23 protein-coding genes are annotated in these 24,742 nt (G+C 70.5%); 10 read left to right on the forward strand and 13 right to left on the reverse strand.

The features are described from left to right. Positions 1-131: 131 nt before the first annotated feature. Both hflX and J2853_RS24015 read right to left on the reverse strand, forming a co-directional pair. Positions 132-1,508, reverse strand: coding sequence for a GTPase HflX (hflX, locus tag J2853_RS24010; RefSeq protein ID WP_307568793.1), 1,377 nt, complete (start codon positions 1,506-1,508; stop codon positions 132-134). Between the two features lie 207 nt (positions 1,509-1,715). After that, positions 1,716-2,399: a DUF4097 family beta strand repeat-containing protein gene (locus tag J2853_RS24015; RefSeq protein WP_307561571.1), complete on the reverse strand. Its 684-nt coding sequence runs from the start codon at positions 2,397-2,399 to the stop codon at positions 1,716-1,718. Between the two features lie 221 nt (positions 2,400-2,620). Here J2853_RS24015 and aceB point away from each other — a divergent pair, with 221 nt between their 5' ends. The 5 genes from aceB (at position 2,621) to J2853_RS24040 (ending at position 9,513) form a co-directional block, all read left to right on the forward strand. Continuing rightward, positions 2,621-4,207 carry a malate synthase A gene (aceB, locus tag J2853_RS24020; RefSeq protein WP_307561573.1) on the forward strand — a complete coding sequence of 529 codons (1,587 nt, stop codon included), beginning with the start codon at positions 2,621-2,623 and terminating at the stop codon, positions 4,205-4,207. Positions 4,208-4,612: 405 nt separating this feature from the next. Beyond that, on the forward strand, positions 4,613-6,061 hold the full coding sequence (locus J2853_RS24025; RefSeq protein ID WP_307568794.1) for an FAD-binding oxidoreductase: 1,449 nt from the start codon (positions 4,613-4,615) through the stop codon (positions 6,059-6,061). After that, positions 6,061-7,353, forward strand: coding sequence for an FAD-binding oxidoreductase (locus J2853_RS24030; RefSeq protein ID WP_307561575.1), 1,293 nt, complete (start codon positions 6,061-6,063; stop codon positions 7,351-7,353). The genes J2853_RS24025 and J2853_RS24030 overlap by 1 nt, the downstream gene beginning before the upstream one ends. A 1-nt stretch (position 7,354) precedes the next feature. Further along, a complete protein-coding gene (locus tag J2853_RS24035) occupies positions 7,355-8,590 on the forward strand; it encodes a (Fe-S)-binding protein (RefSeq protein ID WP_307561577.1) in 1,236 nt (411 codons plus the stop codon). Between the two features lie 116 nt (positions 8,591-8,706). Then, entirely contained in the window at positions 8,707-9,513 is an 807-nt protein-coding gene (locus J2853_RS24040; protein ID WP_307561579.1) for an IclR family transcriptional regulator, read from the forward strand. 46 nt (positions 9,514-9,559) lie between these two features. On the opposite strand, the gene J2853_RS24045 is transcribed toward J2853_RS24040, so the two are convergent. Together J2853_RS24045 and J2853_RS24050 are read right to left on the reverse strand one after the other, a co-directional pair. Further along, positions 9,560-10,489 carry an SPFH domain-containing protein gene (locus J2853_RS24045; protein WP_307561581.1) on the reverse strand — a complete coding sequence of 310 codons (930 nt, stop codon included), beginning with the start codon at positions 10,487-10,489 and terminating at the stop codon, positions 9,560-9,562. A 368-nt stretch (positions 10,490-10,857) separates the two neighbouring features. Continuing rightward, on the reverse strand, positions 10,858-11,169 hold the full coding sequence (locus J2853_RS24050; protein ID WP_307561583.1) for a hypothetical protein: 312 nt from the start codon (positions 11,167-11,169) through the stop codon (positions 10,858-10,860). Between the two features lie 433 nt (positions 11,170-11,602). On the opposite strand from J2853_RS24050, the gene J2853_RS24055 reads away from it, so the two are divergent. Further along, entirely contained in the window at positions 11,603-12,193 is a 591-nt protein-coding gene (locus J2853_RS24055) for an RNA polymerase sigma factor (RefSeq protein WP_307561585.1), read from the forward strand. Further along, the gene (locus tag J2853_RS24060) at positions 12,190-13,275 is read left to right on the forward strand and encodes a CU044_5270 family protein (protein WP_307561587.1); all 1,086 of its coding nucleotides are present in this window, start codon (positions 12,190-12,192) and stop codon (positions 13,273-13,275) included. Before J2853_RS24055 ends, J2853_RS24060 begins: the two co-directional genes overlap by 4 nt. Positions 13,276-13,451: 176 nt before the next feature. Here J2853_RS24060 and J2853_RS24065 read toward each other — a convergent pair whose 3' ends face one another. Further along, the gene (locus J2853_RS24065; RefSeq protein WP_307561589.1) at positions 13,452-13,922 is read right to left on the reverse strand and encodes a hypothetical protein; all 471 of its coding nucleotides are present in this window, start codon (positions 13,920-13,922) and stop codon (positions 13,452-13,454) included. 93 nt (positions 13,923-14,015) lie between these two features. On the opposite strand from J2853_RS24065, the gene J2853_RS24070 reads away from it, so the two are divergent. Genes J2853_RS24070 through J2853_RS24080 form a run of 3 tightly spaced genes read left to right on the forward strand, consistent with a single transcriptional unit; the run spans position 14,016 to position 16,407 of the window. Further along, on the forward strand, positions 14,016-14,696 hold the full coding sequence (locus J2853_RS24070) for a response regulator transcription factor (protein WP_307561590.1): 681 nt from the start codon (positions 14,016-14,018) through the stop codon (positions 14,694-14,696). Next, positions 14,693-15,946 carry a sensor histidine kinase gene (locus J2853_RS24075; RefSeq protein ID WP_307561592.1) on the forward strand — a complete coding sequence of 418 codons (1,254 nt, stop codon included), beginning with the start codon at positions 14,693-14,695 and terminating at the stop codon, positions 15,944-15,946. Before J2853_RS24070 ends, J2853_RS24075 begins: the two co-directional genes overlap by 4 nt. 35 nt (positions 15,947-15,981) lie before the next feature. Beyond that, positions 15,982-16,407, forward strand: coding sequence for a PepSY domain-containing protein (locus J2853_RS24080; RefSeq protein ID WP_307561594.1), 426 nt, complete (start codon positions 15,982-15,984; stop codon positions 16,405-16,407). A 186-nt stretch (positions 16,408-16,593) separates the two neighbouring features. On the opposite strand, the gene J2853_RS24085 is transcribed toward J2853_RS24080, so the two are convergent. The 8 genes from J2853_RS24085 to J2853_RS24120 all read right to left on the reverse strand — a co-directional run bounded on the left by J2853_RS24085 (position 16,594) and on the right by J2853_RS24120 (position 24,702). Next, entirely contained in the window at positions 16,594-17,271 is a 678-nt protein-coding gene (locus J2853_RS24085; RefSeq protein WP_307561596.1) for an HNH endonuclease family protein, read from the reverse strand. 381 nt (positions 17,272-17,652) lie between these two features. Further along, positions 17,653-18,411 carry an SDR family NAD(P)-dependent oxidoreductase gene (locus J2853_RS24090; protein WP_307561598.1) on the reverse strand — a complete coding sequence of 253 codons (759 nt, stop codon included), beginning with the start codon at positions 18,409-18,411 and terminating at the stop codon, positions 17,653-17,655. 168 nt (positions 18,412-18,579) lie between these two features. Beyond that, positions 18,580-20,856, reverse strand: a complete 2,277-nt coding sequence (locus J2853_RS24095) for a tetratricopeptide repeat protein (protein ID WP_307561600.1) — start codon at positions 20,854-20,856, stop codon at positions 18,580-18,582. 238 nt (positions 20,857-21,094) lie between these two features. Next, positions 21,095-21,901, reverse strand: coding sequence for a diaminopimelate epimerase (dapF, locus tag J2853_RS24100; RefSeq protein WP_307561601.1), 807 nt, complete (start codon positions 21,899-21,901; stop codon positions 21,095-21,097). Positions 21,902-21,910: 9 nt separating this feature from the next. Continuing rightward, entirely contained in the window at positions 21,911-22,138 is a 228-nt protein-coding gene (locus J2853_RS24105) for a hypothetical protein (protein ID WP_307561604.1), read from the reverse strand. Between the two features lie 27 nt (positions 22,139-22,165). Beyond that, positions 22,166-23,071, reverse strand: a complete 906-nt coding sequence (gene miaA / locus J2853_RS24110; protein WP_307561606.1) for a tRNA (adenosine(37)-N6)-dimethylallyltransferase MiaA — start codon at positions 23,069-23,071, stop codon at positions 22,166-22,168. Between the two features lie 109 nt (positions 23,072-23,180). Continuing rightward, the gene (locus J2853_RS24115; protein WP_307561607.1) at positions 23,181-23,726 is read right to left on the reverse strand and encodes a methylated-DNA--[protein]-cysteine S-methyltransferase; all 546 of its coding nucleotides are present in this window, start codon (positions 23,724-23,726) and stop codon (positions 23,181-23,183) included. Between the two features lie 307 nt (positions 23,727-24,033). Continuing rightward, positions 24,034-24,702 (reverse strand): class III extradiol ring-cleavage dioxygenase family protein, encoded by a 669-nt coding sequence (locus J2853_RS24120; protein WP_307561609.1) that lies wholly within the window; start codon positions 24,700-24,702, stop codon positions 24,034-24,036. Positions 24,703-24,742 lie beyond the last annotated feature (40 nt).

Here is a 24,742-nt window from a genome sequence, read left to right on the forward strand (position 1 = left end):
GGTCCTTCCACGCGGAGCGCCGTTGCCGGTCCCCGGAAAGGGGCGCGGCACGGGTGGACGGAATGTGAGACGCCCGCCGTACCGGCCTCCGAAGAGAGGCGCGGCACAGCGGGCGGCGGTGTGCGGACGGGTCAGGCGACCTCGACGGTCTCGACGGGCTTGGAGGTCTTCTCCAGCTCGGCGAAGAGGCTGGGCAGAACCCTGGCGTGCAGGATCGTGCCCTCCTCGGTGTGCTCCACGTCGAGGACCTCGCCCTCCTGGTGGGCCCGGGAGATCAGGTCACCGCGCTGGTAGGGCACCAGCAGCTTGATCTCCTGGTCGAAGCGGGGCAGCTCGCGCTCGATGACGGCCATCAGCTCGTCGATCCCGGCACCGGTGCGGGCCGAGACCACGACGGTGTGCTTCTCTCGCGCGGTCAGCTGGGCCAGCACCACCGGGTCGGCGGCGTCGGCCTTGTTGATGACCACGAGCTCCGGGATGTCGCGCGCGCCCTCGATGTCGGAGATCACCTCTCGCACCGCGGCGAGCTGCGACTCCGGGTCGGGGTGCGAGCCGTCGACCACGTGCAGGATCAGGTCGGCGTCGCCGACCTCCTCCAGCGTGGAACGGAACGCCTCGACCAGCTGGTGCGGCAGGTGCCGGACGAACCCCACGGTGTCGGCCAGCGTGAACAGGCGGCCGTCGGGGGTGTGCGCCCTGCGGACCGTCGGGTCCAGCGTGGCGAACAGCGAGTCCTCGACCAGCACGCCGGCGTTGGTCAGCCGGTTCAGCAGCGAGGACTTGCCCGCGTTGGTGTAGCCGGCGATGGCCACGGCCGGAACCTCGCGCTCCAGCCGCCGCGACCTCTTGGTCTCGCGCGAGGTGGTCATCTCGCCGATCTGGCGGCGCAGCTTGGCCATCCGCTCGCGGATCCGGCGACGGTCCAGCTCGATCTTGGTCTCACCGGGACCACGACCGCCCATGCCGACGCCGCCCGCGGCGCGTCCGCCGACCTGACGGGACAGGTTGCCACCCCATCCACGCAGGCGCGGCAGCAGGTAGTTGAGCTGCGCGAGCTCCACCTGCGCCTTGCCCTCGCGGCTCTTGGCGTGCTGGGCGAAGATGTCGAGGATCAGCATGGTCCGGTCGATGACCTTGACCTGGACGACCTCCTCAAGCTGGCGGAGCTGGCCGGGGCTCAGCTCACCGTCGCACACCACGGTGTCGGCACCGGTGGCGGCGACGATGTCGGCGAGCTCCTGTGCCTTGCCCGAGCCGATGTAGGTCGCCGTGTCGGGCTTCTGGCGGCGCTGGATCAGACCTTCCAGCACCTCCGAACCCGCGGTCTCGGCGAGAAGCTTGAGCTCCAGGAGGGAGTTTTCGGCGTCGATCGCCGTACCCGAGGTCCAGACGCCGACGAGGACTACCCGCTCAAGCCGCAGCTGGCGGTATTCGACCTCGGTGACGTCCTGGAGCTCCGTGGAGAGCCCCGCCACCCGGCGGAGGGCCTGGCGCTCGGCCAGATCCATCTCGCCGTTCTCAAGCAGATCGTCGAACCGATCGATATCCAGCGGCTCACGAGTGTCTATGTCGTTCTCCTTCAAGGTTTGGTGCATATGCGGGTGGTTCGTATGCGTTCACTCATAGGAGTCAACGCTCGCGCACCCCGGGTCTCTTCCCTCTGATGGTGCCACGCGAACCTTTCGGCATCACCTGGTTATCGGTTCCGGATCGGTTCAGCCGAGCAGAACCTCGGCGTCGCCGGAGCCGGTCTGCACCGAGACGGTCCGGGGCGCGGAGGGGTCCTTGGTGACCTCGACGGTCTGGCTGCCGGACCCGGTCCTGGTGGTCACGTTGTAGGCGCCCTGCGGCAGCCGCGCCGTGACATCGCCCGAGCCCGTCTCGAGGTCGACCTTGTCGGGCATGACGGCGAACTTCGCCTGGATGTCACCGGAGCCCACGGCGGCGACGAACTGCTTGGCGCCCAGGGCGTTGGCCTCGATGTTGCCGGAGCCGGTGGCGGCGCTCACTCCCCCGGTCAGCCCGCGCAGCGTGACGGTGCCCGAGCCGGTGTCCAGCTTGACCTCGACACCCTTCGGGATCTCGACCTTGTAGTCCACCGAGCAGAACGACACGCACTTGTTCCGGAGGGTGAGCGTGCCGGCGTCGACGGGGTGCTCGGTCGCGGGCTTCTCGTTGCGCCAGTGGATCGTCTCGGTCACGCGGATACCGGACCGGCTCGACTCGTTGATCACGATCTCGCCGGCGCCGGAGGAGATGTCCAGGGCGCTCACCGTGTCGGTGACGTCGTAGGAGGAGACGGCCTCCTCCCCTCCTCCGAGGCTGAGATCGAGCTGGCAGCCGGAAAGCACGAGTGTCGAGCCCAGGAGAGCTCCCGCGGCGAGCATGTTCTTCTTCATGAGCTCAGTCCTCAGTTCGGGGAAGCCTGCCGCTTCCGTCTCCGCAACGACCCCTCGATGGAGGAGCTGATCTCACTGTGACCGAGTATGGCCGCCGGTTCATCAGGGAAGCCCCCCAGACCACCCCCAGTACACCCCCTGCTTTTGACCGGGATGTGATCGTAACGTAGCGTTGATTCCACAATTCAGAAGAGGTTTTCCACTAGACGGAAAGAGGGCTCATGGACGGCGTTGAGATCAGCGGCCCCCTGCACGACAGGTTCGACGAGATCCTCACGCCGGAGGCGCTGGCCTTCCTGGCCACCCTCCAGCGCGAGTTCGGCGCGCGACGCGTGGAGTTGATGGAGGCCCGCCAGGCCCGCCAGGCGGAGCTGTCGGCCGGGGGCACCCTCGACTTCCTGCCCGAGACCAGGCACGTGCGCGAGTCCGAATGGCACGTCGCCCCGCCCGCTCCCGGCCTGGACGACCGCCGCGTGGAGATCACCGGCCCGGTGGACCGGAAGATGACGATCAACGCCCTGAACTCGGGGGCCAAGGTCTGGCTCGCCGACTTCGAGGATGCCAACGCCCCCACCTGGGACAACACCGTCAGCGGCCAGCTCAACCTGCGGGACGCCCTGGACCGGGCCATCGACTTCGAGGCCGGCGGCAAGAGCTACGCGCTCGGGCCCGACGACAAGCTCGCCACCGTCGTGGTCCGCCCGCGCGGATGGCACCTGGAGGAGAAGCACCTCACCCTCGGCGGCGTCCCGCTCTCCGGCGCGCTCGTCGACTTCGGCCTCTACTTCTTCCACTCCGCGCGCAGGCAGATCGCCAAGGGCAAGGGCCCCTACTTCTACCTGCCGAAGCTGGAGTCGCACCTGGAGGCCCGCCTCTGGAACGACGTCTTCGTCAGGGCCCAGGAACTGCTCGACATCCCCCAGGGCACGATCCGGGCGACGGTCCTCATCGAGACCTACCCCGCCGCCTTCGAGATGGAGGAGATCCTCTACGAGCTCCGCGACCACTCCGCGGGTCTCAACGCGGGACGCTGGGACTACCTGTTCAGTGTGATCAAGAAGTTCCGCACCCGGGGCCGGGAGTTCCTGCTTCCCGAGCGCAACGCGGTGACCATGACCGCCCCGTTCATGCGGTCCTACACCGAACTCCTGGTCCGCACCTGCCACAAGCGCGGCGCCCACGCCATCGGCGGCATGGCCGCGTTCATCCCCTCCCGGCGCGACCCCGAGGTCAACAAGGTCGCCCTGGAGAAGGTGAAAGCCGACAAGACCCGCGAGTCCGGCGACGGCTTCGACGGCTCCTGGGTGGCCCACCCCGACCTGGTGCCGATCTGCCGCGACGTCTTCGACGGCGTCCTCGGGACCCGGCCGAACCAGCTCGACCGCCTGCGCGAGGACGTCTCCGTCTCCGCCGCCGACCTGCTGGCGGTCTCCAAGACCCCCGGCGACATCACCGAGGCGGGCCTGCGCAACAACGTGGACGTGGCGCTGCGCTACCTGGCCGCCTGGATGGGCGGGCTGGGCGCGGTGGCGATCCACAACCTGATGGAGGACGCCGCCACCGCCGAGATCTCCCGTTCCCAGATCTGGCAGTGGATCCACAACGACATCACGCTCGCCGACACCGGAGCCGTGGTCACCAAGGAGCTCGTCGAGCGGATCATCGACGAGGAGCTCGCCAAGATCAAGGCCGAACCCGGCTACGACGAGGCCCTTTACTCCCAGGCCACCGCGTTGTTCAAGGAAGTCGCCCTGGACGACGACTTCGTGGAGTTCCTCACCCTCCCCGCCTATGCCCGTATGCCGTGACATGACCGAACCGGTGGTGGGAAATCCTTCCTCCGAGAGGGGGATTTTCCACCCTGCCACCCGGATCGGGCCTGATGCGAACCCCGGCGACGACCGCTACTTTCCATGCATGGGCGATCACACGAACGGCGCGGGCGGCGACTCCGCCGACTGTGGAGACCCGCTCGACGCCGTCACCCGTGAGGTCGCCGGCGGCGAGCCGATCCGCCGGTTCGGATGGTCAAGGATCCCCATTCCCCCGGTCCGCTCGACACCAGTCGCACGGCCGGAAGGGGATAGCGGTGTTCCGTACTGAGCAAGAATGCGATATGAGAGCAATGTCCTCGATCAACCCGTAGGCAGGGGCGACGAGGACACGGGCGCAGCCAAGGTCCCGCGCACTCCGGAGGAGGAACGATGTCGACGATGACGCTGCAAGAGCCCGCCCGCAGGTTCGGGGAGCTCCTCGGCCACGGGGCGGTCATCACCGATCCCGTACGGCTGCGCACCTACGAGTGCGACGGGCTGACCCATCACCGCGTCACGCCCGGCATCGTCGTGCTGCCGGAGACCGCCGAGCAGATCGCCTCCGTGGTGAGGGCCTGCAACGAGTACGGCCTGCCCTTCGTGGCCCGCGGCGCGGGAACGGGGCTGTCGGGCGGGGCGTTGCCGAGGTCCGACGGCGTGCTGATCGTGACCTCGAAAATGCGGCGGATCCTCTCCGTCGACCTGGCGAACCGGCGGGCCGTGGTGGAGCCGGGCGTCACCAACCTGGCGATCACCGAGGCCGTCCGCCATCTGGGCTACTACTACGCACCCGACCCGTCCAGCCAGCAGGTGTGCACCATCGGCGGCAACGTGGCGGAGAACTCCGGCGGGGCGCACTGCCTGAAGTACGGCTTCACGGCCAACCACGTGCTCGCCCTGGAGATCGTCACCCCCGACGGTGACCTCGTCGAGCTGTCGGACGACGATCCCGGCTACGACCTGCTGGGCGCCTTCATCGGCTCGGAGGGCACGCTCGGCATCGTCACCAAGGTCACCGTACGGCTGATGCGGGCGCCGGAGACCGTGACGACCCTGCTCGCGGCGTTCAAGGACATCGAGCAGGGCGGTCAGGCGGTGTCGGCCGTCATCGGCGGCGGCATCGTGCCGGCCGCGATCGAGATGATGGACGCCCTGGCGATCGAGGCGGCCGAGGCGGCCGTGGCCTGCGCCTACCCCGAGGGGGCCGGTGCGGTGCTCATCGTGGAGCTGGACGGTCCCGCCGAGGAGGTCGCGCACCAGTTCGGCGAGGTGACGCGGATCTGCGAGGAGAGCGGCGCCTTCGAGCTGCGCGTCGCCGACGACCCGGCGGAGCGGGCCGCGATCTGGAGGGGCCGCAAGTCGGCCTTCGCCGCGGTGGGCCGGATCAGCCCCGCCTACATCGTCCAGGACGGCGTCGTCCCCAGGACCGCGCTGCCCGAGGTGCTGGCGAGCATCGACCGGCTGTCGCGGGATCACGGCATCCGGGTGGCCAACGTCTTCCACGCCGGGGACGGCAACCTGCATCCCCTGGTGTTGTTCGACGACGCCGAGCCCGGCGCGGGCGAGCGGGCCGAGATCGTCTCGGGGAAGATCCTCGACCTCTGCATCGAACACGGCGGATCGATCACCGGCGAGCACGGGGTCGGCGTGGACAAGTCCCGATACATGCCGAGGATGTTCTCCGCCGAGGATCTCGACACCATGCAGCTGGTGCGCTGCGCCTTCGACCCCCGAGGTCTGTCGAACCCCGGCAAGGTCTTCCCCACCCCGCGTCTGTGCGGCGAGGTTCCCGGGGTTCGCAAGGGTGTGCACCCCCTGGTCGAGTCAGGACAGGCGGAGCACTTCTGATGAAAGCACTGCGGCATGAGGCGGAGGCCCTGAGCAAGACGGGCGTGACGATCCGGGAGGCGGATCCCGGCGACGCCGTGGCCGGCGTGCCCCCTCGCTGGGTGGCGCTGCCCGAGAGCACCGCGGAGGTCGCCGCGCTGATGCGGGTCTCAGCCGAATACGATCTCGCCGTGGTCCCGGTCGGCGGCGGCACCAAGCTGCACTGGGGCGGCCCGCCCGAGCGCTGCGACCTGCTGATCGACACCTGCTGCCTGAACGAGGTGCTGGAGCACGCCACCGGTGACCTGATCGTCCGTACCCAGACGGGCGTGACCATGGACACCCTGGCCGAGACCCTCGCGGGCGGGGGCCAGGAGCTCTCCCTCGACGTCCCGCTCGACGGCGCCACGATCGGGGGCACGATCGCCACCGCCGCCGCCGGTCCCCGCAGGTTCCGGTACGGCACGCCCCGCGACCTGCTGATCGGTATCACGGTCGTGCTGGCGGACGGCACGGTCGCCCGGTCCGGCGGCAAGGTCGTCAAGAACGTCGCGGGCTACGACCTGGGCAAGCTCTTCAGCGGCTCCTACGGCACGCTCGGCGTCATCACCGAGGCCACCTTCCGCCTCCACCCCGTCCCCGCGGACCGTCGCTGGATCACCGTGGAACTGCCCGCGACCGAACACCGGGAAGACGGGGCGGGCGAGATGGTCACGTCCCGGCGGCAGAGCTTCCCCGGCGGCCTGGAGTCGCTCGTCGCCGGGCTCGCGGCGTCCCAGGCCGAGCCGAGCGCCGTCGAGCTGGACTGGCCGGACGCCCGGGGCGGGGCCGCCGTGACCGTCCTCGTCGAGGGAACGGCTGCCCGAGGACGGGCCCTCGCCGTGCGGACGCTGATGGGCGAGCACGGGACCGCCGGGATCGCCGACGCCCCTCCCGGCTGGTGGGCGACGCCGCCCGGCGAGGACGTGCTGCTCGAGCTGCGGATCCCGCCCGCCCACGCGCACGTCGCGCTGCGGGCGATCGCCGCCCGCGGACTGCCCGCGCGCGTGCGCGGATCGATCGCCTCGGCGGTCCTGACGGTCGCCCTGCCCGCCGACGTCGGCGAGGTGGCGTTCGCGGAGTTCGTGTCGGGCCTGCGCGAGGACCTCGGCCCTCTCGGTGGCAGGCTGACCGTGCTCGCCGCTCCGCCGGAGCTCACGCACCTCCTCGACCGCTGGGGCCCGGCGAGCGCGCTGCCGCTGATGCGACGGGTCAAGGAGCGGTTCGACCCCGGCCGGAGACTCTCCCCGGGCCGGTTCGTGGGAGGGATCTGACGTGGACCTCGATCTGATCAACGACTGCGTGCACTGCGGGTTCTGCCTGCCGTCGTGTCCGACCTACGTCCTGTGGGGCGAGGAGATGGACTCCCCCCGCGGCCGGATCCACCTGATGAAGCAGCATGTCGAGGGCACCGTGCTGACCCCGGAGATGGCGGGGCACTTCGACGCCTGCCTGGGGTGCATGGCGTGCGTGACGGCCTGCCCCTCCGGGGTGCGGTACGACCGGCTGATCGAGCAGACCCGGGCCGAGGTGGAGCGCGAGCACGTCAGGGAGCCGGACGACCGGGCGCTGCGGGCGATCGTCTTCCAGCTGTTCCCCTATCCCCGGCGTCTGCGGGCGATGCGGCTGCCGCTGCGACTCAGCACGGGACTGCGCCGCAAGATCATCCCTAGGCTGGAGCGGATCAACCCGTCCCTGGCCGCGATGGCCGACCTCGCGCCTCCGGTCTCGGCGAGGGTACGGCTGCCACACAGGATCGAGGCGAAGGGCCCGCGCAGGGCCACGGTCGGAATGCTCACCGGATGCGTGCAGGGAGAGTTCTTCCCGCAGGTCAACGCGGCCACGGCCCGGGTGCTCTCGATGGAGGGCTGCGACGTGGTGATCCCGCCGTCGCAGGGCTGCTGCGGAGCGCTGTCCCTGCACTCCGGCCAGGAGGAGCAGGCCAAGCGGTTCGCCAGGCGGACGATCGCCACCTTCGAGCGAGCGGGCGTGGACACGATCGTGGTCAACGCGGCGGGGTGCGGATCGACCATGAAGGACTACGCCGAGATCCTTGAGGGCGAATGGGCGGACAGGGCGCGGGCGATCCGGACCGTCGACCTGGCGGAGTATCTCGCCGAACTCGGCCCGGTGGCCGAGCGGCATCCGCTGCCGCTCACCGTGGCCTACCACGACGCCTGCCACCTGGCCCACGCGCAGGGGATACGGTCCCAGCCCCGTGAGCTGCTCTCCGCCATCCCCGGCCTGGAGCTGAAGGAGATCTCCGAGTCGGCCATCTGCTGCGGCTCGGCGGGAACCTACAACCTCTTCCAGCCGGAGGCCGCCCGAGACCTCGGTGACCGCAAGGCGGAGCGGGTGCTCGCCACCGGCGCCGACCTGCTGGTCTCGGCCAACCCCGGCTGTACGATGCAGATCACCTCGGCCATCCGCCGCCGGGGCGCCCAGGAGATCCCCGTGGCGCACACCGCCCAGGTCCTGGACGCCTCTCTCCGAGGGCTGGGGCACGTATGACCCACACTCCCCCTGAGAGACCCGAGGTCCTAACGGTTGCGGCAGGACGCCCCGGCGCTCCGGCCGACGGGCGAGGACCCGGGGAACGAGCGGACGGGCGAGCGAGGCAGGACGGAATGGACGGGCAGCCGCCGGTCACCGCCCGTCCGGACCGCGCGAACGGGGCGGGCCCCATCGGCACGGTGCAGTCGGTCGACCGCGCGCTGGACGTGCTGGAGGCGCTGGCGAAGCAGGACGGGGAGGCCGGGCTGTCGGAGATCGCGGCCAGGACCGGCCTGCCGTACGGAACGATCCACCGGCTGCTCCGCACGCTGCTCGCGCGAGGTTACGTGCGCCAGGAGTCGGACCGCCGTTACGCGCTGGGCGGTGCGCTGGTACGGCTCGGCGGGGTGGCCGAGCGCATGGTCGGCGTCTGGGCGCAGCCGTACCTGACGAGGATGGTCGAGCTGTCCGGCGAGACGGCCAACCTGGCGGTGCTGGAGGGCGACTTCATCGTCTACGTCGCCCAGGTGCCCTCGCCGCGACGGCTGCGGATGTTCGCCGAGGTCGGCAGGCGGGTGCTGCCGCACAGCACGGCGGTGGGCAAGGTCCTGATGGCCGACCGCGCCGACGCCGAGGTGACCTCTCTGATCAGGCGGACCGGCATGCCCCGGCGAACCGCCAACACGATCACCGACCTGCCCGGCATGCTCGCCGAACTGCGGCGGGTGCGCGAGCGGGGATACGCCATGGACCTGGGCGAGGAGGAGCTCGGCGTGCACTGCCTGGCCGTGGGGGTGCGCGACGGGACCCGCACGGTCGCCGCGCTGTCGGTGTCCGGCCCGGCCGAGCGGATCAACGCCCTCGACCGGGAGGACCTCGCCGAGGGCATGCGGAGGATCGCGCACGACTTCGGGGCCGAGCTGGGACCCGGCCCCGCGTGAGGAGCGGCACACGAAAGACGGGCGGGCCAGGTCGCCGTCGTCCCCGCTAGGGCTTCGGGTTCGGCGGGGTGATGTTGAGGTTGCTGCCCTGGGGAACCGGCACCACGGAGACCTGTCCCTTCTGGATGGCCTGCCAGAGCACGGCGCCCTGCGGGCCGAGGACCTTGACGAGGTCCTTGATGGATTCGATCTCGGTGCGGACCTTGGCGTTGCGCTGGAGCTGGGCCGCGTTCTCCGCCTTCGCGGCCTGCTCGGCGGCGAGGGCGCTCACCAGCGCCTCCGGCGGCTCGGGCTTCTGGATGGTCAGGGAGATGTCCGCGCACTCGCCGACGCCCGCGTAGTTCTGGTTGCAGAAGTAGTCGGCCCCGGCCGACGCCTTGATGAACTGCCGGGCCAGCACGCCGACCCTCGACTCCCAGGCCTGCTTCACGTTCGGGTCGTTGAACAGCCCGCGCCACTCGAACTCCTGCGACGCGGCGTCCATCGCGCGGTCCAGCGGCACGCGCATGTAGATGTTGAGCATCTGCCGCCATCCCGAGGACTCGCCGTCCTCGTAGTAGGCGCCGTACTTCAGGCCGATCTTCTCGTGGAACTGCTGCAACGTCTTGCAGTCGGTGTTCAGCGTGAACGTCGCCACCCCGGAGACGGTCATCTCGACGTTGTCCTTCGAAACGACGGACAACGGCTTGGACTCGGCGTCACCCATTCCGGAGAAGTCGAAGGTCCTCTGGCCGAACGGGTAGGAATACGCCGTGTCGCCCGGGCCGAGCAGCGTTGCGCCGCTGGAGGGATTGATGCACTCCTCGAACTTGATGGGCTCAAAGATTCCGCCCGCGTAGTGCAGGACCACCTCGTCGGGCTGGGTGCTCACCCGCGTGCATCCACTGAGAACGAAGCCGGACACCACCACCGCGATGACCGCCAGCACAAAACCCTTTAACAGCCACCGTCTGCCGCCGGCCTTCTGGGCGTTCATTGACTCTCCCTTTTGCGCCGCTTCACCGAATGCGGATCCTAGTACCGCGGAACCGCGGGCAACGGGGAAAATCAGTGTGCGCGCCGGCTTCCCCGGACGCGCTTTCGAGAGGGCTTTCATGCCCTGGACCGGCACGGTTTCCGGCGACCGTCCTGATGATCACACGCGGCGACTCCCGGCTCTGCCCTGGAGGGCGCCTCCCGGCCAAGGAGCGCCACCGCTCCGCGCTCCTTGACGATCTCCGACGGGCACCGGCGGACCACCGTGCCGGGAAGCTCGGCCGATTCCCGGTTGCCCGGATCCGGGCAACCGGGAAGTGCTCACCGTGCGGGACCGGCGCCACGGGGAATGCGGCCCCCATGCGACGATCAATCCGCCGAATGACACTCCCGGCCCGCGGCCGCGCCTTCGACGGCGATGACGCCCTCACAGTAGAACGGCACGGGGTTGCTGCTGAAGAGCATCATGCCCCTGCCGTCTTGAATGGCGGTGCAACCGGTCCCCACGGTCGCCGGATTGACGTCGCCGTCGATGGTGACGCTGCTGACGCGTGGTCCCTCCAGGCACTGGTACGACCGGGGCGGGCCTGCGTGGGCGGCGGAGACGAGGGTGAACGGGACGGCGATCGCGGTGACTGCGGCGGCCAGGCCCAGGGTGGCGCGGCGGGTGCGTGAAGACATACGGGATTCCTTCTGTTGGTAGGAGGCCCCGACCCGTTGTGCAAGGGTTGGCGACATGCGTCCCAGCACTGAATGCCAACACTCCGGCACGTGAGGGTGCGGAGGCGATCATGATGGTGTCGACCAGCGGAATTCGCTGTATGTCATCAAGCCATCACAGTATGGAGTGATGCCGCCAGCTGACACGCCGCTCGTAGGCTGATCGGCTGTCAGAACCGGACGCGTCCCGGGGTTCGATCCTCAACCGCGTGGCCGCCGCCTCGCGGGCGGCCGGCCGTACCTCGGCGGAACGCCCTTCACCGGCACCCTCTCGAAAACGTGAAGGCCGGATGGAGGCGGTGGGAACCGAATGGGAGCGTGCGACGGAGTAGGGGGTGAGGGCGCGGACGCGCCCCGTGAAAGGACCCCTCCCGATGACTGGACGAAACGGGTGGTGACGTCGGCTCTCCCCCACCGGGCGGAGCTGCCCGCACCTCCCCCGACCTCCGATGACACCGCCCTGATCAGGGAGTCGCTGACGGACCCCGACAGGTTCGCCGGGCTCTTCGACCGGCACGCCGATGAGATCCACCGGTACGCGGCACGACGGCTGAACGACGTCACCACGGCCGACGACGTGACGGCCGAGACGTTCCTCGTGGCTTTCCGGAAGAGAACCCGATACGACCTCACCAGGAGCGACGCCAGACCCTGGCTGTACGGCATCGCCTCCAAACTGATCTCCGGCCACCGCAGGGCCGAGATCCGCAGGCTCAAGGCACTCGCCCGGCAGGCCCCGGAACGGGCGGCCGAGTTCGAGGATCGCAGCGCCGAACGTCTCACCGCCGCCCGGCTCCGTCCCGCGCTGGCCGCCGCGCTCGCCGGGCTCGGCTCCGCAGAGCGGGACCTGCTCCTGTTGGTGGCCTGGGCCGACCTGACCTACGAGGAGGCCGCACAGGCCCTCGGCATTCCGATCGGGACCGTACGGTCCCGGCTCTCCCGCACCCGAACCAAGATCCGCCGCTCCCTGGAGTCGCACGCATGAACCACGATGAGATCCAGTTGGTGGCGGAGATCCGCCCGGACGCGCCTCCGTACGAGCAGGAGGCGAAGGCCGCGGCCCGGCGGGGGCTGGTCGCGGCCGCGAGGCCGAAGACGGTGAAGGCGATCTGGCGCAGGCCGTACTCGATGGTGCTGGCCGGAGCGCTCGCGGTGGCGGTCGGCGCGACCGCGGTCACGCTCGCGCGGACCCCGGGCGCCGGGCCTTCGGGAAAGGCCGAGGAGGTCGTGGTGACGATGCCGAGGATCGTCAACCTGTCGGCGAGCGAGGTGCTCGACAGGGCCGCGAAAGCCGCCTCCAGGACCGACCTCGCCCCGCGGGACGACCAGTTCATCAAGGTCGAGTCGCAGACGATGTACGGCTCCTTCGGCGGCGGAGCCGTCAACGGCGAGACGGGTGCGACCAGCGAGGAGACCCGCTACCTCTACCGGACCAAGCGGGTCATCTGGCAGTCGGCGGACGGCACCAGGGACGGCGCGCTGACGATCGAATACCTGAAGCCCAAGGCGTATCCGGGCTGGCCCATCCCCGAGCAGGCCTACGAGGACACCGGCACGGCGGAGCTTCCGCTGCCCATCTGCGGGGGAAAGATCCCCGACTACATGCGGACCGACTACGCGAGCCTGAAGAACCTTCCCTCCGACGCCGACGGGATGCGCGCCCACCTCTACACCGGCGACCGCGGCGGCGGCTCCAAGGACGGGGCGGCCTTCACCGCGGCGGGTGACATGCTCAGGGAGACCTACATGCCCCCGGCGCAGCGGGCCGCGCTGTTCAAGGCCGTGGGCACGATCCCCGGGGTCGGCGTCATCGAGACCGCCGAGGACGCGGCGGGGCGCAAGGGCATCGGCGTGGGCCGGGCCGGCCTGGACGGTGTCCGGCAGGATCTGATCTTCGATCCGAAGACCTACGAGTTGCTCGGCGAGCGCGGGATCGTGGTGGACGAGAAGGCCGCCAAGTCTCCCGTGGGGAGCCTGGTCGCCTCGACCGCCCAGCTCTCGGTCACCGTGGCCGACGAGGCTCCCGCGTTCAAGGACAAGAACGGGACCACCAGCGGCTGCGGCTGATCGCTCAAGGACGGCGTCACCGCCGGTCAGCCGGAGGCGGTGACGTCACCGGCCGAGGACGATGCCACCGCCGCCGGACGTTCGGGGCGGAGGCGCCACCGGCCGGAGCCGATCCCTCGGAAAATCGCGCCGTCGGCGCTGCATGTCGTTCGGGCATGTCGTTCGGGCGTGGCCGGTCAGTCGTGGATCCGGTGGATCGGTGATCCGTCGGCCGAGCAGCGCACCTCGACCTTGGTCTCCGCCTCGTCCGACTCGAACTCGACGCGGGCCCTGCCGGCCGGTCCCCGTTCGACCTTGTCCACGTGGAAGCCCTGCGCCGGACTCCACGCCCGGAGCGTGACCAGGCCGTCCTCGCATCGGGCGATCACATTCCCGCCCGCCGTGTCGATCACCCCGCTCCTGCCGGCCACCGGCTCGGCGGGCGGGGGCGTGGAAGCGGACGGAGACGGGGACGGGGACGTCGGGGTCGCGGCGGCCTGCGGCGTGGTGCGCGCGAGGGCCTCGTCGATCTCGGCCGGGGAGCGCGGGCGGAGGGCGGAGGTCGTCAGCGGCTCGCCGAGCAGGCCGATCACCGTCACTCCCGCTCCGGTGGCGATGAGTCCGGTGATCAGCCATCCGGCCACGACAAGGGGGAGACGCCTGCGCATGCGCCCACTTTCCCACCGCGAACACTAAGCCAGGGTTAAGGTGGAGATAATGCACTTTTGGCGCAGGTCAAGACGGTACTAACGTGGCGGCAAATGTCCAATGTGCTGCTCATCGAAGATGATGCCGCGATCCGTGCCTCGCTGACGCGGGGGCTGCGGGAGCGTGGCCATGCCGTGTCCTCCGCCTCCGCCGCTCTCGACGGCCTGCGGCTGGCCGTCGAAGAACGTCCCGACCTCATCGTGCTCGACCTGGGCCTGCCCGACATGGACGGCCTGGACCTGCTGCGCATGCTCCGCGCGGTGAGCCGGATCCCGGTGATCGTGGCGACCGCGCGGGACGGCGAGGCGGAGATGGTCACGTTGCTGGACGCCGGGGCCGACGACTACGTGATCAAACCGTTCGGTTCCACCCAGCTCGACGCCCGGATCCGGGCCGTGCTCCGGCGGGCGGGCGAGAGCCGCGCCGACAGCTCGGTCACCGTCGGCGGCCTGCGGGTGGATCCCCGTACCCGGGAGGCGACCCTGGACGGGGTGCCGCTCGATCTCAGCCCGAAGGAGTTCGATCTCCTTCACTACCTGGCCGCCCGGCCGGGCGAGGTGATCACCAAGCGCGAGCTGCTCACCCACGTCTGGCAGATCCCGTACGGCGGGGCCGACAAGACCGTGGACGTCCATCTCTCCTGGCTCCGCCGCAAAATGGGTGAGACGTCCTCCGACCCCCGCTACCTGCAGACCGTACGGGGCGTCGGCATCAGACTGGCCGCGCCGGCATGAGGCGCTGGCTGGCCCTGCTGGTCGCGGCTACCACCTCCCTCGTCCTCGTCGCCCTGCTGGTCCCGCTCGCGCTGCTGGTCCGTACGGTGGCCGAGAGCGGGGTGGTGAGCGAGGCGGGCGCCGAAGCCGACTCGGTGGCGGTGGCGGTGGGAACGGTGGACGCCGACACCCTGCGGCTCACCGCCGAGCGTGCCGCGCACCCGGTCACGATCTTCCTTCCCGACGGCCAGGTGATCGGCGTGCCCGCTCCCCGGTCCGCCGCCGTCGAGCTGGCGTCCCGCGGTCACAGCGTCACCGCCGCGGTCGCCGGCGGGCGGGAGATCCTGGTCGCGGTCCAGGGGGCGCCGGGAGGCACCGCCGTGGTCCGGGTGTTCCTGGACGACGCCGAGCTGACCCGGGGCGTGCCCCGGGTGTGGGCCGGGCTGGCGGCGCTCGGCCTGGTCCTGGTCGGGCTGGGCATCCTGGTCGGCGACCGGCTCGCCCGCGCGCTGATCAGGCCGATCATGTCGCTGGCGGGAGTGTCGCACCGGCTCGCGGCCGGCGACCTGTCCGCCAGGACGGTGCCCGAGGGGCCGCCGGAGGTCCACGCGGTGGGTCTCGCCCTGAACCACCTCGCCGGACGCATCACCGGCCTGCTCGCCGAGGAACGCGAGAACGTGGCCGACCTGTCCCACCGGCTGCGCACCCCGCTGACCGCCCTGCGGCTGGAGACCGAGTCCCTCGAAGACCCGGAGGAGGCCGCCAGGATCGAGGCCCGGGTGGACGCCCTGGAACGAGCCGTCACCTCGGTGATCACCGAGGCCAGGCAGCGGGCGCGGGATCGGGCCGAGTGTGACGCGGTGACGGTGACCGGTGCCCGGGTGGCGTTCTGGTCGGTGCTCGCCGAGGATCAGGCGCGGCACTTCACGCTCCATCTGTCCCCCGGCCCGCTCCTGGTCGCGGTCGCCGCCGACGAGCTCGCCGCGTGTGTGGACGCGCTGCTCGGCAACGTGTTCGCGCACACGCCCGAGGGGGTCCCGTTCTCCGTACGGCTGGAGCCCGCCCCCGGCGGCGCGCTGCTGACCGTCTCCGACGCCGGGCCGGGCTTCGCCACGCACGCCTCCCTGGAACGCGGTGAGAGCGGGGCCGGATCGACCGGGCTCGGCCTCGACATCGCCCGCCGCACCGCGGAGTCGTCGGGCGGCTCCCTGTCCCTCCGGAGCTCCCCGGAGGGCGGCGCAAGCGTGATTCTGTTCTTAGCGGAGGCTTAGCGCGCCCCTATCGTGATCGCGGCGAACCTGGATCCATGAGACAGATCACCAGAATGACCATCGCGACCATCGGAACCGCGGCCCTCCTGACCGGCTCGGGCGGCGTCGCCCTCGCCGCGCACCAGTCGGCCACCACGACGGCCACCGCCCGGACCACCGCCGCGACCACCGTCACGACCACGACCGTGGCCGCGCCGGCCTCCGCGGCGGCCATCTCCTACAGCAGGGCCCTGCAGATCGCCAAGAAGCGCGTCCCCGGCGCGCGCGTGACCAAGGCCGAGCGCGAGGTGGAGCACGGCCACCGCACCTGGAAGTTCGAACTGCGCAAGGGCGGATGGGAGTACGACGTCTACGTGTCGACAAAGACCGGAAAGATCATCAAGTTCAAGAGCGATCACGACGACAGCGGCCGTCACAGCGGCCGCGACGACAGCGGCCACCACGGCGGCGGCCACGACTGATCGGCGGTAGCGGGCCGATCAGCAGCCCGTGAGCGTTCCCCGCGGGGCGTTCTCGACCGGGTGTCCTTGGTCGGGTGTTCTTGACCGGGCGTGCCGCAGGGCACCCTCGATCGGCGGTCCTTGAACGTCCTCCGCGGGGCGTTCCCGATCAGCAGGCCTTGAACGTCCTTCGCGGGGCGTTCTCGATCAGCAGGCCTTGAGCACTTTCTGCATGGCGTCCTTCTCCGCGGACGTCACCCACAGGTCGTACTTGACCTTCACCTCGATCTGACGCTCGACATAGGTGCACCGGTAGGCGCGGCGCGGCGGCAGCCAGGTCGCCGCGTCACCGGCGCCCTTCTGGCTGTTCAGCGGCCCGTCCACGGCCATCAGGTTCAGCGGGTCGTTGGCCAGTTCTCGGCGCTTGGTCTCCGACCACTGCTGGGCGCCCTTCTGCCAGGCGTCGGCGAGCGCGATCACATGGTCGATCTGCACCGCCATGCTGGACGTCTGGCCGCGCTCGAACTTGATGGTCTTACCGCTGTACGGATCATTCAGGACGCCGCTCAGCACGATGCACTCCTTGGCGCCCTTCTTGAAGGTCTCATCCGTCAGGTCGCGCTTGAGAATGTCGTTGCGGGTGTCGCAGCCGTTGTGGTCGACGTCGCTCCACGCGGGCCCGAATTTGTCCCGGTCGTACCCGGTCATCGGGGCACGACCCTTGACCTGCAATTCGTTCAGTTCCCTGAGACCCGCCTCAGCGGACTGTGCCCCGCCTTCGTTACCGGGGGGCTGCTTGCCGAGCTCTCCCCCCGTGAGACCACAGCCTGCCAACGTGAACATGATCGTCGTGACGACCACACCTCGTCTCAGCGCAGTCCGCACCTTGCCACCCTTCACGCATAATCACTACCTCTGAGGTGGCAAATTACCCTAGAAAGCGTTCTTAACCTTAAAAGCCTCACCCAGTCTTTCCGGGAATGGGCGAGCCGTGACACCGCTAATCAGTCTCTCAGCGCCATGCGCGGCATATCACCACGTCAGCCGCCCTATCGAAAGGCGGTTTTCCGCTCGCGGTCGATTATCCGCTGCGCGATGAACTTCGCCCGTGAGGCACGCGCTCCGGGAGGGCGACGGCGCGCCCCTTCGAAGGCGCGCGTCTCCGGAGGGGTGGGGCGGTGCAGGCATGACCGCCTCGTGTCGGTCGGCGCCGGGTTCGGAAGCGCCGGCCCCAGCAAGCCGATCACGGCGGCCACCGCATGCGGCTCAGGTGATCAGAATGCCGCCGTCCACCGGGATCACCGCTCCCGTCACATAGGACGAGGCGTCGGAGGCAAGGAAGATCGCCACCGCCGCGAGCTCGGACGGGTCACCGGGGCGCTTCATCAGCACCCGGTGTTCGAGCTGCCAGGCCATGTAGCTCTCCGCGTACTGCTCGGTCATCTCCGAGGCGAAGAAGCCCGGCTCGACGCAGTTGACGCGGATGCCGCGCCGTCCCGTCCACTGCTGGGCCAGGTCGCGGGTGAGCCCGACGACCCCCGCCTTGGAAGCGCTGTAGGCGGCCTGGGGCAGACCGGCGGTGGTCTCGCCCAGGATGCTGCCGACGTTGACGATCGACGAGCCGGGCCTCATGACCTTGGCGCAGGCCTGTGCCATCCAGTAGGTGCCGTACAGGTTGATCTCGACGACCTGACGGAACTGGTCGGGAGTCTCCTTGAGCGCGGGCACCGCCGTACCGACACCCGCGTTGTTGATCAGAACGTCCACCGCGCCCAGCTCGGCGACCGCCGCCTCGACCAGCGCCTGGCAGTCCTCGGGCTTGGTGACGTCGGTGACGACCGCCACGCACCGCCTGCCGGTCTGCTCGACCAGCGCCCTGGTCTCCTCCAGGCGGTCCTTCCGGCGCGCACCGATCACGATGTCAGCGCCCGCCTCGGCCAGGCCTCTCGCGAACGTGACGCCGAGCCCCGAGGAGGCCCCGGTGACAATGGCGACCTTGCCGTCCAACCGGAATCGGTCCAGCATCCGGATTCTCCTTCGCCCGAGAACACACCGGAACAGATTCTAGAGCTGAAGAACAACACCGCCCGCGGGGGGATCCCCCACGGGCGGTGTCCTGTCGCGGGACGCCGAGCGGCGAAGAAGGCGACGCTCGGGCCGGTTCTCACGGCCCGGCGAGCCACACGGCCAGGGCTACAGGCCGTACTCCTTGGTGATGCGCTCGTGCCGCTCCACCTCGAGGCCGACGGCCTTGGCGAGTTCGAGCCAGGCCAGCGGGTGCACCCAGCGCTCGGTGGCGTCGTCCAGGAGCGCGTCCACCTCGACCGGGCCGACGTCCGGCGGGACCGCGATCCAGCCGAACACACCGGGCAGCGGCTCGCCCGAGGTGGGGTGGGTCACCCTGTAGTTGTCGTCGCTGTAGACCCACATCGGCCAGCCGCGCTCCGCCAGGACCTCGTTGAACTCGGTCCAGTCGGCCTCGCTGGGAGCGGCGCCGTCGAAGAACCAGCTGGTGTAGCCGCCGGGGCGGAGCATGCTGACCGCGGCGAAGGGCGGGACGAAGTTCTCCTGCTCGGCCGGGCTCTCCGGGATCGGCTCCAGCAGCTGCGGCTCGAAGACGACCAGGTCGCCCGCGTTGTAGTCCATGCCGGGAGGCTGCGGAATGGCCAGGCGCGCCGTCGCGGGGCCGGTGCGCAGGCTGATGACCTGACGCTGGGTGCCGTCGGGCGCGGGGAGGATGAGGCGCACCAGGCCCATCTCCTCCTCGATCGGCCCCTCGGTGGACTGCAGCGGCATGCCGACCTTGGCGGCGCCCAGGCGGACGGTCTCCCAGTCTTCGGCGGCCGTCGCCATGGTGATCATCCGCCAGATGTCCTCGCCCTGGATGTCCTCGGAGTCGAGGACGTCACGCAGGATGGCGGCACCCTTGGCGTTGTCGTCGGTCTGCTGCACCGCCGCGGACCACAGGCGGCTCGCCTCGATGCCCGCACCGGCGGCGACCGCCGCCTCACCCTCGGCCGCGGCCTGCTCCCAGCGCTCCCGCGCGCGGTGCAGACGCCCGAGGGCCAGGTGACGCTGAGCGTCGGGGAGCCGCTCGGCCATCTGCTCCAGGCGCTCGTCCTGGCGGGCCTCGATCAGCAGGCCCGTGAGGTAGGAGACGTCCTGCGGATCCGCGGTCTCGATCGCACCGGACTCGACCAGCATGGTCCAGTAGATGTCGGCGCCCTTGGCCGGGTAGCCGAGGAACCCCAGCGTGGTGGTGTGCCTGCGGGTGGCCTCCAGGTCACGGCCGGACAGGGGGGTCAACCATCCCACCCACCGCTCGGGGTCGGCGTTGAACCCGTCGGAGGCGTCGAAGGCACCGACCAGGTCGGCCTGCGGGCTGGGGGCCTTGGGCAGTTCGACCTTGTCCGCGGCGGTGCGCAGAGCCGCGATCCGCTCGGCGACGTCTCCGGGCTCCTTGAGCTCACCGGCCGCCGACTCGGCGATGTCGGCCAGCAACCGGGCCTGCCAGGCGCCCTGACGGGCGATGGCCAGGTCGCCGGCGACGAGCGTGAGCTCGACCCGCGCGCGGTAGCCGCCCATCATGGCGAAGTAGTCGATCCACTGCTTGAGCACCCTGCCGAGCTGCCAGGTGTTGGTGATCTGAGCGGTTCCCGCGAGCGCGCGGATGGCGTGCGCCCACTCGACCCAGACACGCGGGTGGTCGCCGACCACGTCGAGGTCGGGCAGAGCGTCGACGGACTCCTGCACCCGGCCCAGGGTGGCGAGCACGAGCGCGCGAAGCACGCCCTCCCTGTGCGCCTTGGCCACCGGGTCATCGGGCTTGAACCCGGTCGCGGCGTCGAGCGCGGTGAGCGCGTCCTCCGCGCGGCCGGCGGCGAGCAGCGCGCGGGCCGAGGCGGCCCCCAGCTCCCAGCTCGCCTCACGGCCCGCACCGCCCAGCTCCGCCACCGCCGCCTCGGCGTGGATGACGGCCTCGTTGACGCGGCCCGCGTCCACCAACGCCGCGACGTACTGCTCGGCGACGGCGGCGAAGGCCAGCGAGTCGGGCTCGATGTCGACCGCGGCGAGGAGCGCGAGCCGCTTGTCCGCGTAGCCGGGTCCGTCGGCGTTCGTCTGGGCGACGGTCAGCGCCACGAGGGCACCGAGCGCCGCCGGACATTCACGGACGTCGTCGCGCTTGGCGAACTCGACCAGCGTCTCCGCGTCGGCGATCGCCACCGCCCCCTGCGCACGATCGCCGACGCGGCCGATCAGATGCCAGTAGCGGGCGTAGAACTCAAGCCATGGCAGTTCGAGGTTCTCCGCCTGCTGCGCGATGGCGGGCGCGAGCACGTCGAGCTGTGAGTATCGGCCCTCCAGCGCCTGCGCGGGCACATCTCCGATCGCCATAGCCAGACCGGTGTTTCCTGCTTCGTGCAGTTGCCGCTGGGTGTCGCCAACCCAGGCCCAGATGTCCACGTCCATGAGACGTCAGTCTGCCAGGTAGTCGAGCATGCCCCAAACGACTGCTCGACTACCTCACCTTGATGGGTGATTCGACTGGTTCGACCGAGCCCGTCTCGTCACGTTCCTCCGGTATGGAGACCCCGGCTCTGCCCTCCGGAAGAAACGGGCGACGGTCACGCACGGTGTTTGGTACGGTACTGACTGCCCGAGCGGCGGAAGGCCGGGTCACCGGACCTGCCGCCCGAGACCACCGGCCTCACAGATCGAGGTCTCCCGAGGCGACCAGAACCGCCGGGCCCGCGAGATAGCTCGTGTGCTCGTCGAGGGTGACGGTGACGGTGCCGCCCAGCACCTCGACCGCCCAGGTGCCGGTGCTCTCCCCCGCCTGGTGCGCGGCCGCCACGGCCGAGGCGACCGCTCCGGTGCCACAGGATCGCGTCTCACCGGCGCCCCGCTCGAAGACCCGCATCACGACCCGGCGCGGCCCCACCGGATTGAGCAGCTCGATGTTGACCCCCGAGGGGAACCTCTCAGGGTCGAACACGGGCTGGTGACCCAGGTCGAGCTGGGCCACCGGATCGCCGATGACACAGGCCAGATGGGGGTTGCCCATGTCGACGTGGAGTCCTTCGTACTCACGTCCGGACACGCTCGTCCGGCTCGAACCCAGCACCCGGGGCAGACCCATCTCCACGCTCACGTCACCGGTCTCGGCGAGCCGCACACGCTTGACCCCTCCACGGGTGGCCACGCCGAACTCACCCGCGGCGGCCAGCCCCGTGTCCACCAGGTAACGAGCGAAGACCCGCGTCCCGTTACCGCACATCTCCGCGACGCCGCCGTCGGCGTTGCGATAGTCCATGAACCACTCGGCGTCACCCGCCTGGTCGGCCACCTCGGGACTGCGCTTCGTCCGCATCACGTGCAGCACGCCGTCGGCGCCGATCCCCGCACGCCGGTCGCACATCGCCGCCACGAGCGTCGCGGACAGTTCCAGTTCGCCTTCGGGGTCGGGAAGGATCACGAAGTCGTTCTCGGTGCCATGTCCCTTTGCAAATCTCATCCCTCAACTCTATCCACGCCGCCGATCGCCTCTCCGGCGTGGACGCCCGCCCTCGTCGCACCGGGCGGGCGGGGATCCGAACCTCCCGGAGCCCTCGGTGCGGGGAGCCGTCAGCGCCGGCGAAGCCACCGAGGGCGCGGGGTCACCGAGGGCGGGGGGGTCGCCGGGGTCGCCGGGGTCGCCGGGGTCGCCGGGGTCGCCGGGGTCGCCGGGGTCGCCGGGGTCGCCGGAGGTCAACGCCCGCCGGGTCCTCGCCGGTTCAGATCACCGGCGCACCGCGGCGAGCGCCCGGTCAAGGAGGCCGGGAGCCTGCTGGGGAAGCCAGATCACCCGAGGGTCGCGGCGGAACCACGACTCCTGACGGCGGACGAACCTGCGCGTCGCCCGGATCGTCTCCTCCCTGGCCTGCTCCTCGGTCCACTCGCCGTCGAGGAACCGCAGGACCTGGGCGTAGCCGAGGGCGCGGCTGGCCGTACGGCTTCCGGCGAGCCCCTGTGCGGACAGGCGCCGGACCTCCTCCACCAGCCCGGCCTCCCACATGCGTTCCACCCGCGCCTCGACCCGGGCGTCCAGCACCTCTCTCGGCACCTCCACCCCCAGTTGCACGCTGTCGTAGACGGCGTCGTAGGACGGCATCGTGGCCGAGAACGGCCGCCCGGAGAACTCGATGACCTCCAGCGCTCGGACGATCTTGCGGCCGTTGCTCGGCAGGATCGTCTCGGCGGCCTTCGGATCACGCTCCCTGAGCCGCTCGTACAGGACGGCCGTGCCCTCGCGCTCCAGCTCCGCCTCCAACCGGGCGCGGATCTCCGGATCGGTGCCGGGAAACTCCAGATCGTCGAGTGCGGCCCGCACGTACAGCCCGGACCCGCCGACCAGGATGGGCACGATCTCCTTGGCCAGCATGGCGTCCATCAGCGGACGGACCAGCGCCTGGTACTCGGCCACGCTCGCGTCCTTGGTCACGTCCCAGATGTCGAGAAGGTGGTGGGGAACCCCGCGCCGTTCCGTCATCGACAGCTTCGCCGTCCCGATGTCCATTCCCCGGTAAAGCTGCATGGAGTCGGCGTTGATGACCTCGCCCCCCAGTTCGAGGGCGAGATCCACGGCGAGGTCGGACTTTCCGGCCGCGGTGGGTCCGATGACGGCGATGACTGGTAGTTGACGCACGGGGACAAGTGTGCCAACTCGCCGGGGTGCGAACGCCGGTTCGGCGTTCGGGGGGCGATCCCGGCGCTCGAAAGTTCTCGAAATTTTTGGGAGGCGCCGGGACGCGAGGTCAGTCCCAGTCGAGCGTCGGCTGCAGGTAGCCCTCCATGGTCAGCAGCCACCGCTTGGACTCCACACCCTCGCCCCCGCTGAACCCACCGAGCCCGTTTCCCGCGATCACCCGATGGCACGGCACGATGACGGGGATGGGATTGGCTCCCATGATCGATCCGATGGCCCGCGCGGGCACGCCCGTCTGACTGCGAGCGGCCAGTTCGCCGTAGGTCACGGCCTTGCCGTAGGGGACCGTCTCGTGCAGCGTGCCCAGCACCCGGCGCTGCACGGGCGAGGTCAGCCGCCAGTCCACCGGGACGCTGAAGGTCCGCAACCTGCCCGCGTAGTAGTCGCCGAGCTCACCGAGCACGGCGGCCGTCCTGCCGGGATCGTCCACCTCGGCCAGGTCGAGCTGCTCCAGCACGCGGGCCCTGACCCTGCCCCCGTCGCCCCAGCCGCCCCGGTGGCCCCAGCCGACGCTCGCCACGCCCTCCTCAGTGACGGCGACGAACATGTCTCCCAGCTGCGTGGGGACGCTCCCGAACGCCACTGTTCCTGTCATGTGAGATGTGTCCCTTCGGATCTCGTCGCTCTCGGCCCCCGGCCGTGTTCCCGCCTTCTCACCGTAACCACTCGGCCGGCAGGCGGCGGACGGCGGCGTCCTCATGCGCGCGGGCCATGCCATACGGGAGGCGTACCGCTCCTCCCGAACCCGGCGGCGCCCGCGTGCGCACGGGCCGTGCGGATGACCGGATCCGTTCGGGACTGCGAGGTCTTCGATCGCTCAACGATCTCCAACGTCCCCGTGGCCGAGGGGCCTCCCGGCCCGCTTCCGGGGGCGTTTCCGGCGGGCTCCGGTGGGTGCGAGCTCACTCCGTCCAGCGAACGGCGAAGTAGCCGACCCCGTAGGGGGCGTCGTCGTAGAGGACCTCGCCGTTGAGGGAGCCCCCGGTTCCGGCGAGGACCTCCAGGGCCGCGCGGCCCGCGAACCACAGCTCGGCGGCCTCCGCGGGGTCGAACTCCAGAACCTCGCCCCGCGCGAGTGCCTTGACGGCCGCCTCGTTGAGAGGCCGTGCGCGAGGGTCCAGGAACCCCGGGGACTTCTCGGTGAGGCGGGCCGAGCCGTCGGCCATGACCAGCATCGCCACGCGTCCGGCCAGGTCCGCCAGCCGCCCGCCGAGCGCGGCGCAGTTTTGCGAGGTGGCGTCGAAGGGGATCGCGTGGAACTCCGCGGCGGCCAGGTTCGTCCTTTCGAGGAGCCAGCGGCCGATCGACAGGGAGAGCGGCAGGACTGGCTCGCCCTCGCCGGTCCGCACGTCGACGCCCCAGGGCGCCAGGGTCCCCGCGGCGTCGGCGCCGTAGGCCCCGGCCCGATCGGCGCCGCCGACCACCACGATCACGTCGGGCTCGGCGTCCCGCAGGGCACTCACCGCCGACGCACAGGCCGCCCGGAGATCGTCGAGCTCCCCGGCGGCGGCGCCGGCCAGCTCGGGGACCAGCAACGGAGGGTGCGGGCACACGGCCGCGGCGACAAGCACCTCGCCAGACTAACGGAGGCCGCCCGCCTCACGACCGCGA

It is taken from the genome of Streptosporangium lutulentum (genome assembly GCF_030811455.1).
Classification (GTDB): Bacteria; Actinomycetota; Actinomycetes; order Streptosporangiales; family Streptosporangiaceae; genus Streptosporangium; species Streptosporangium lutulentum.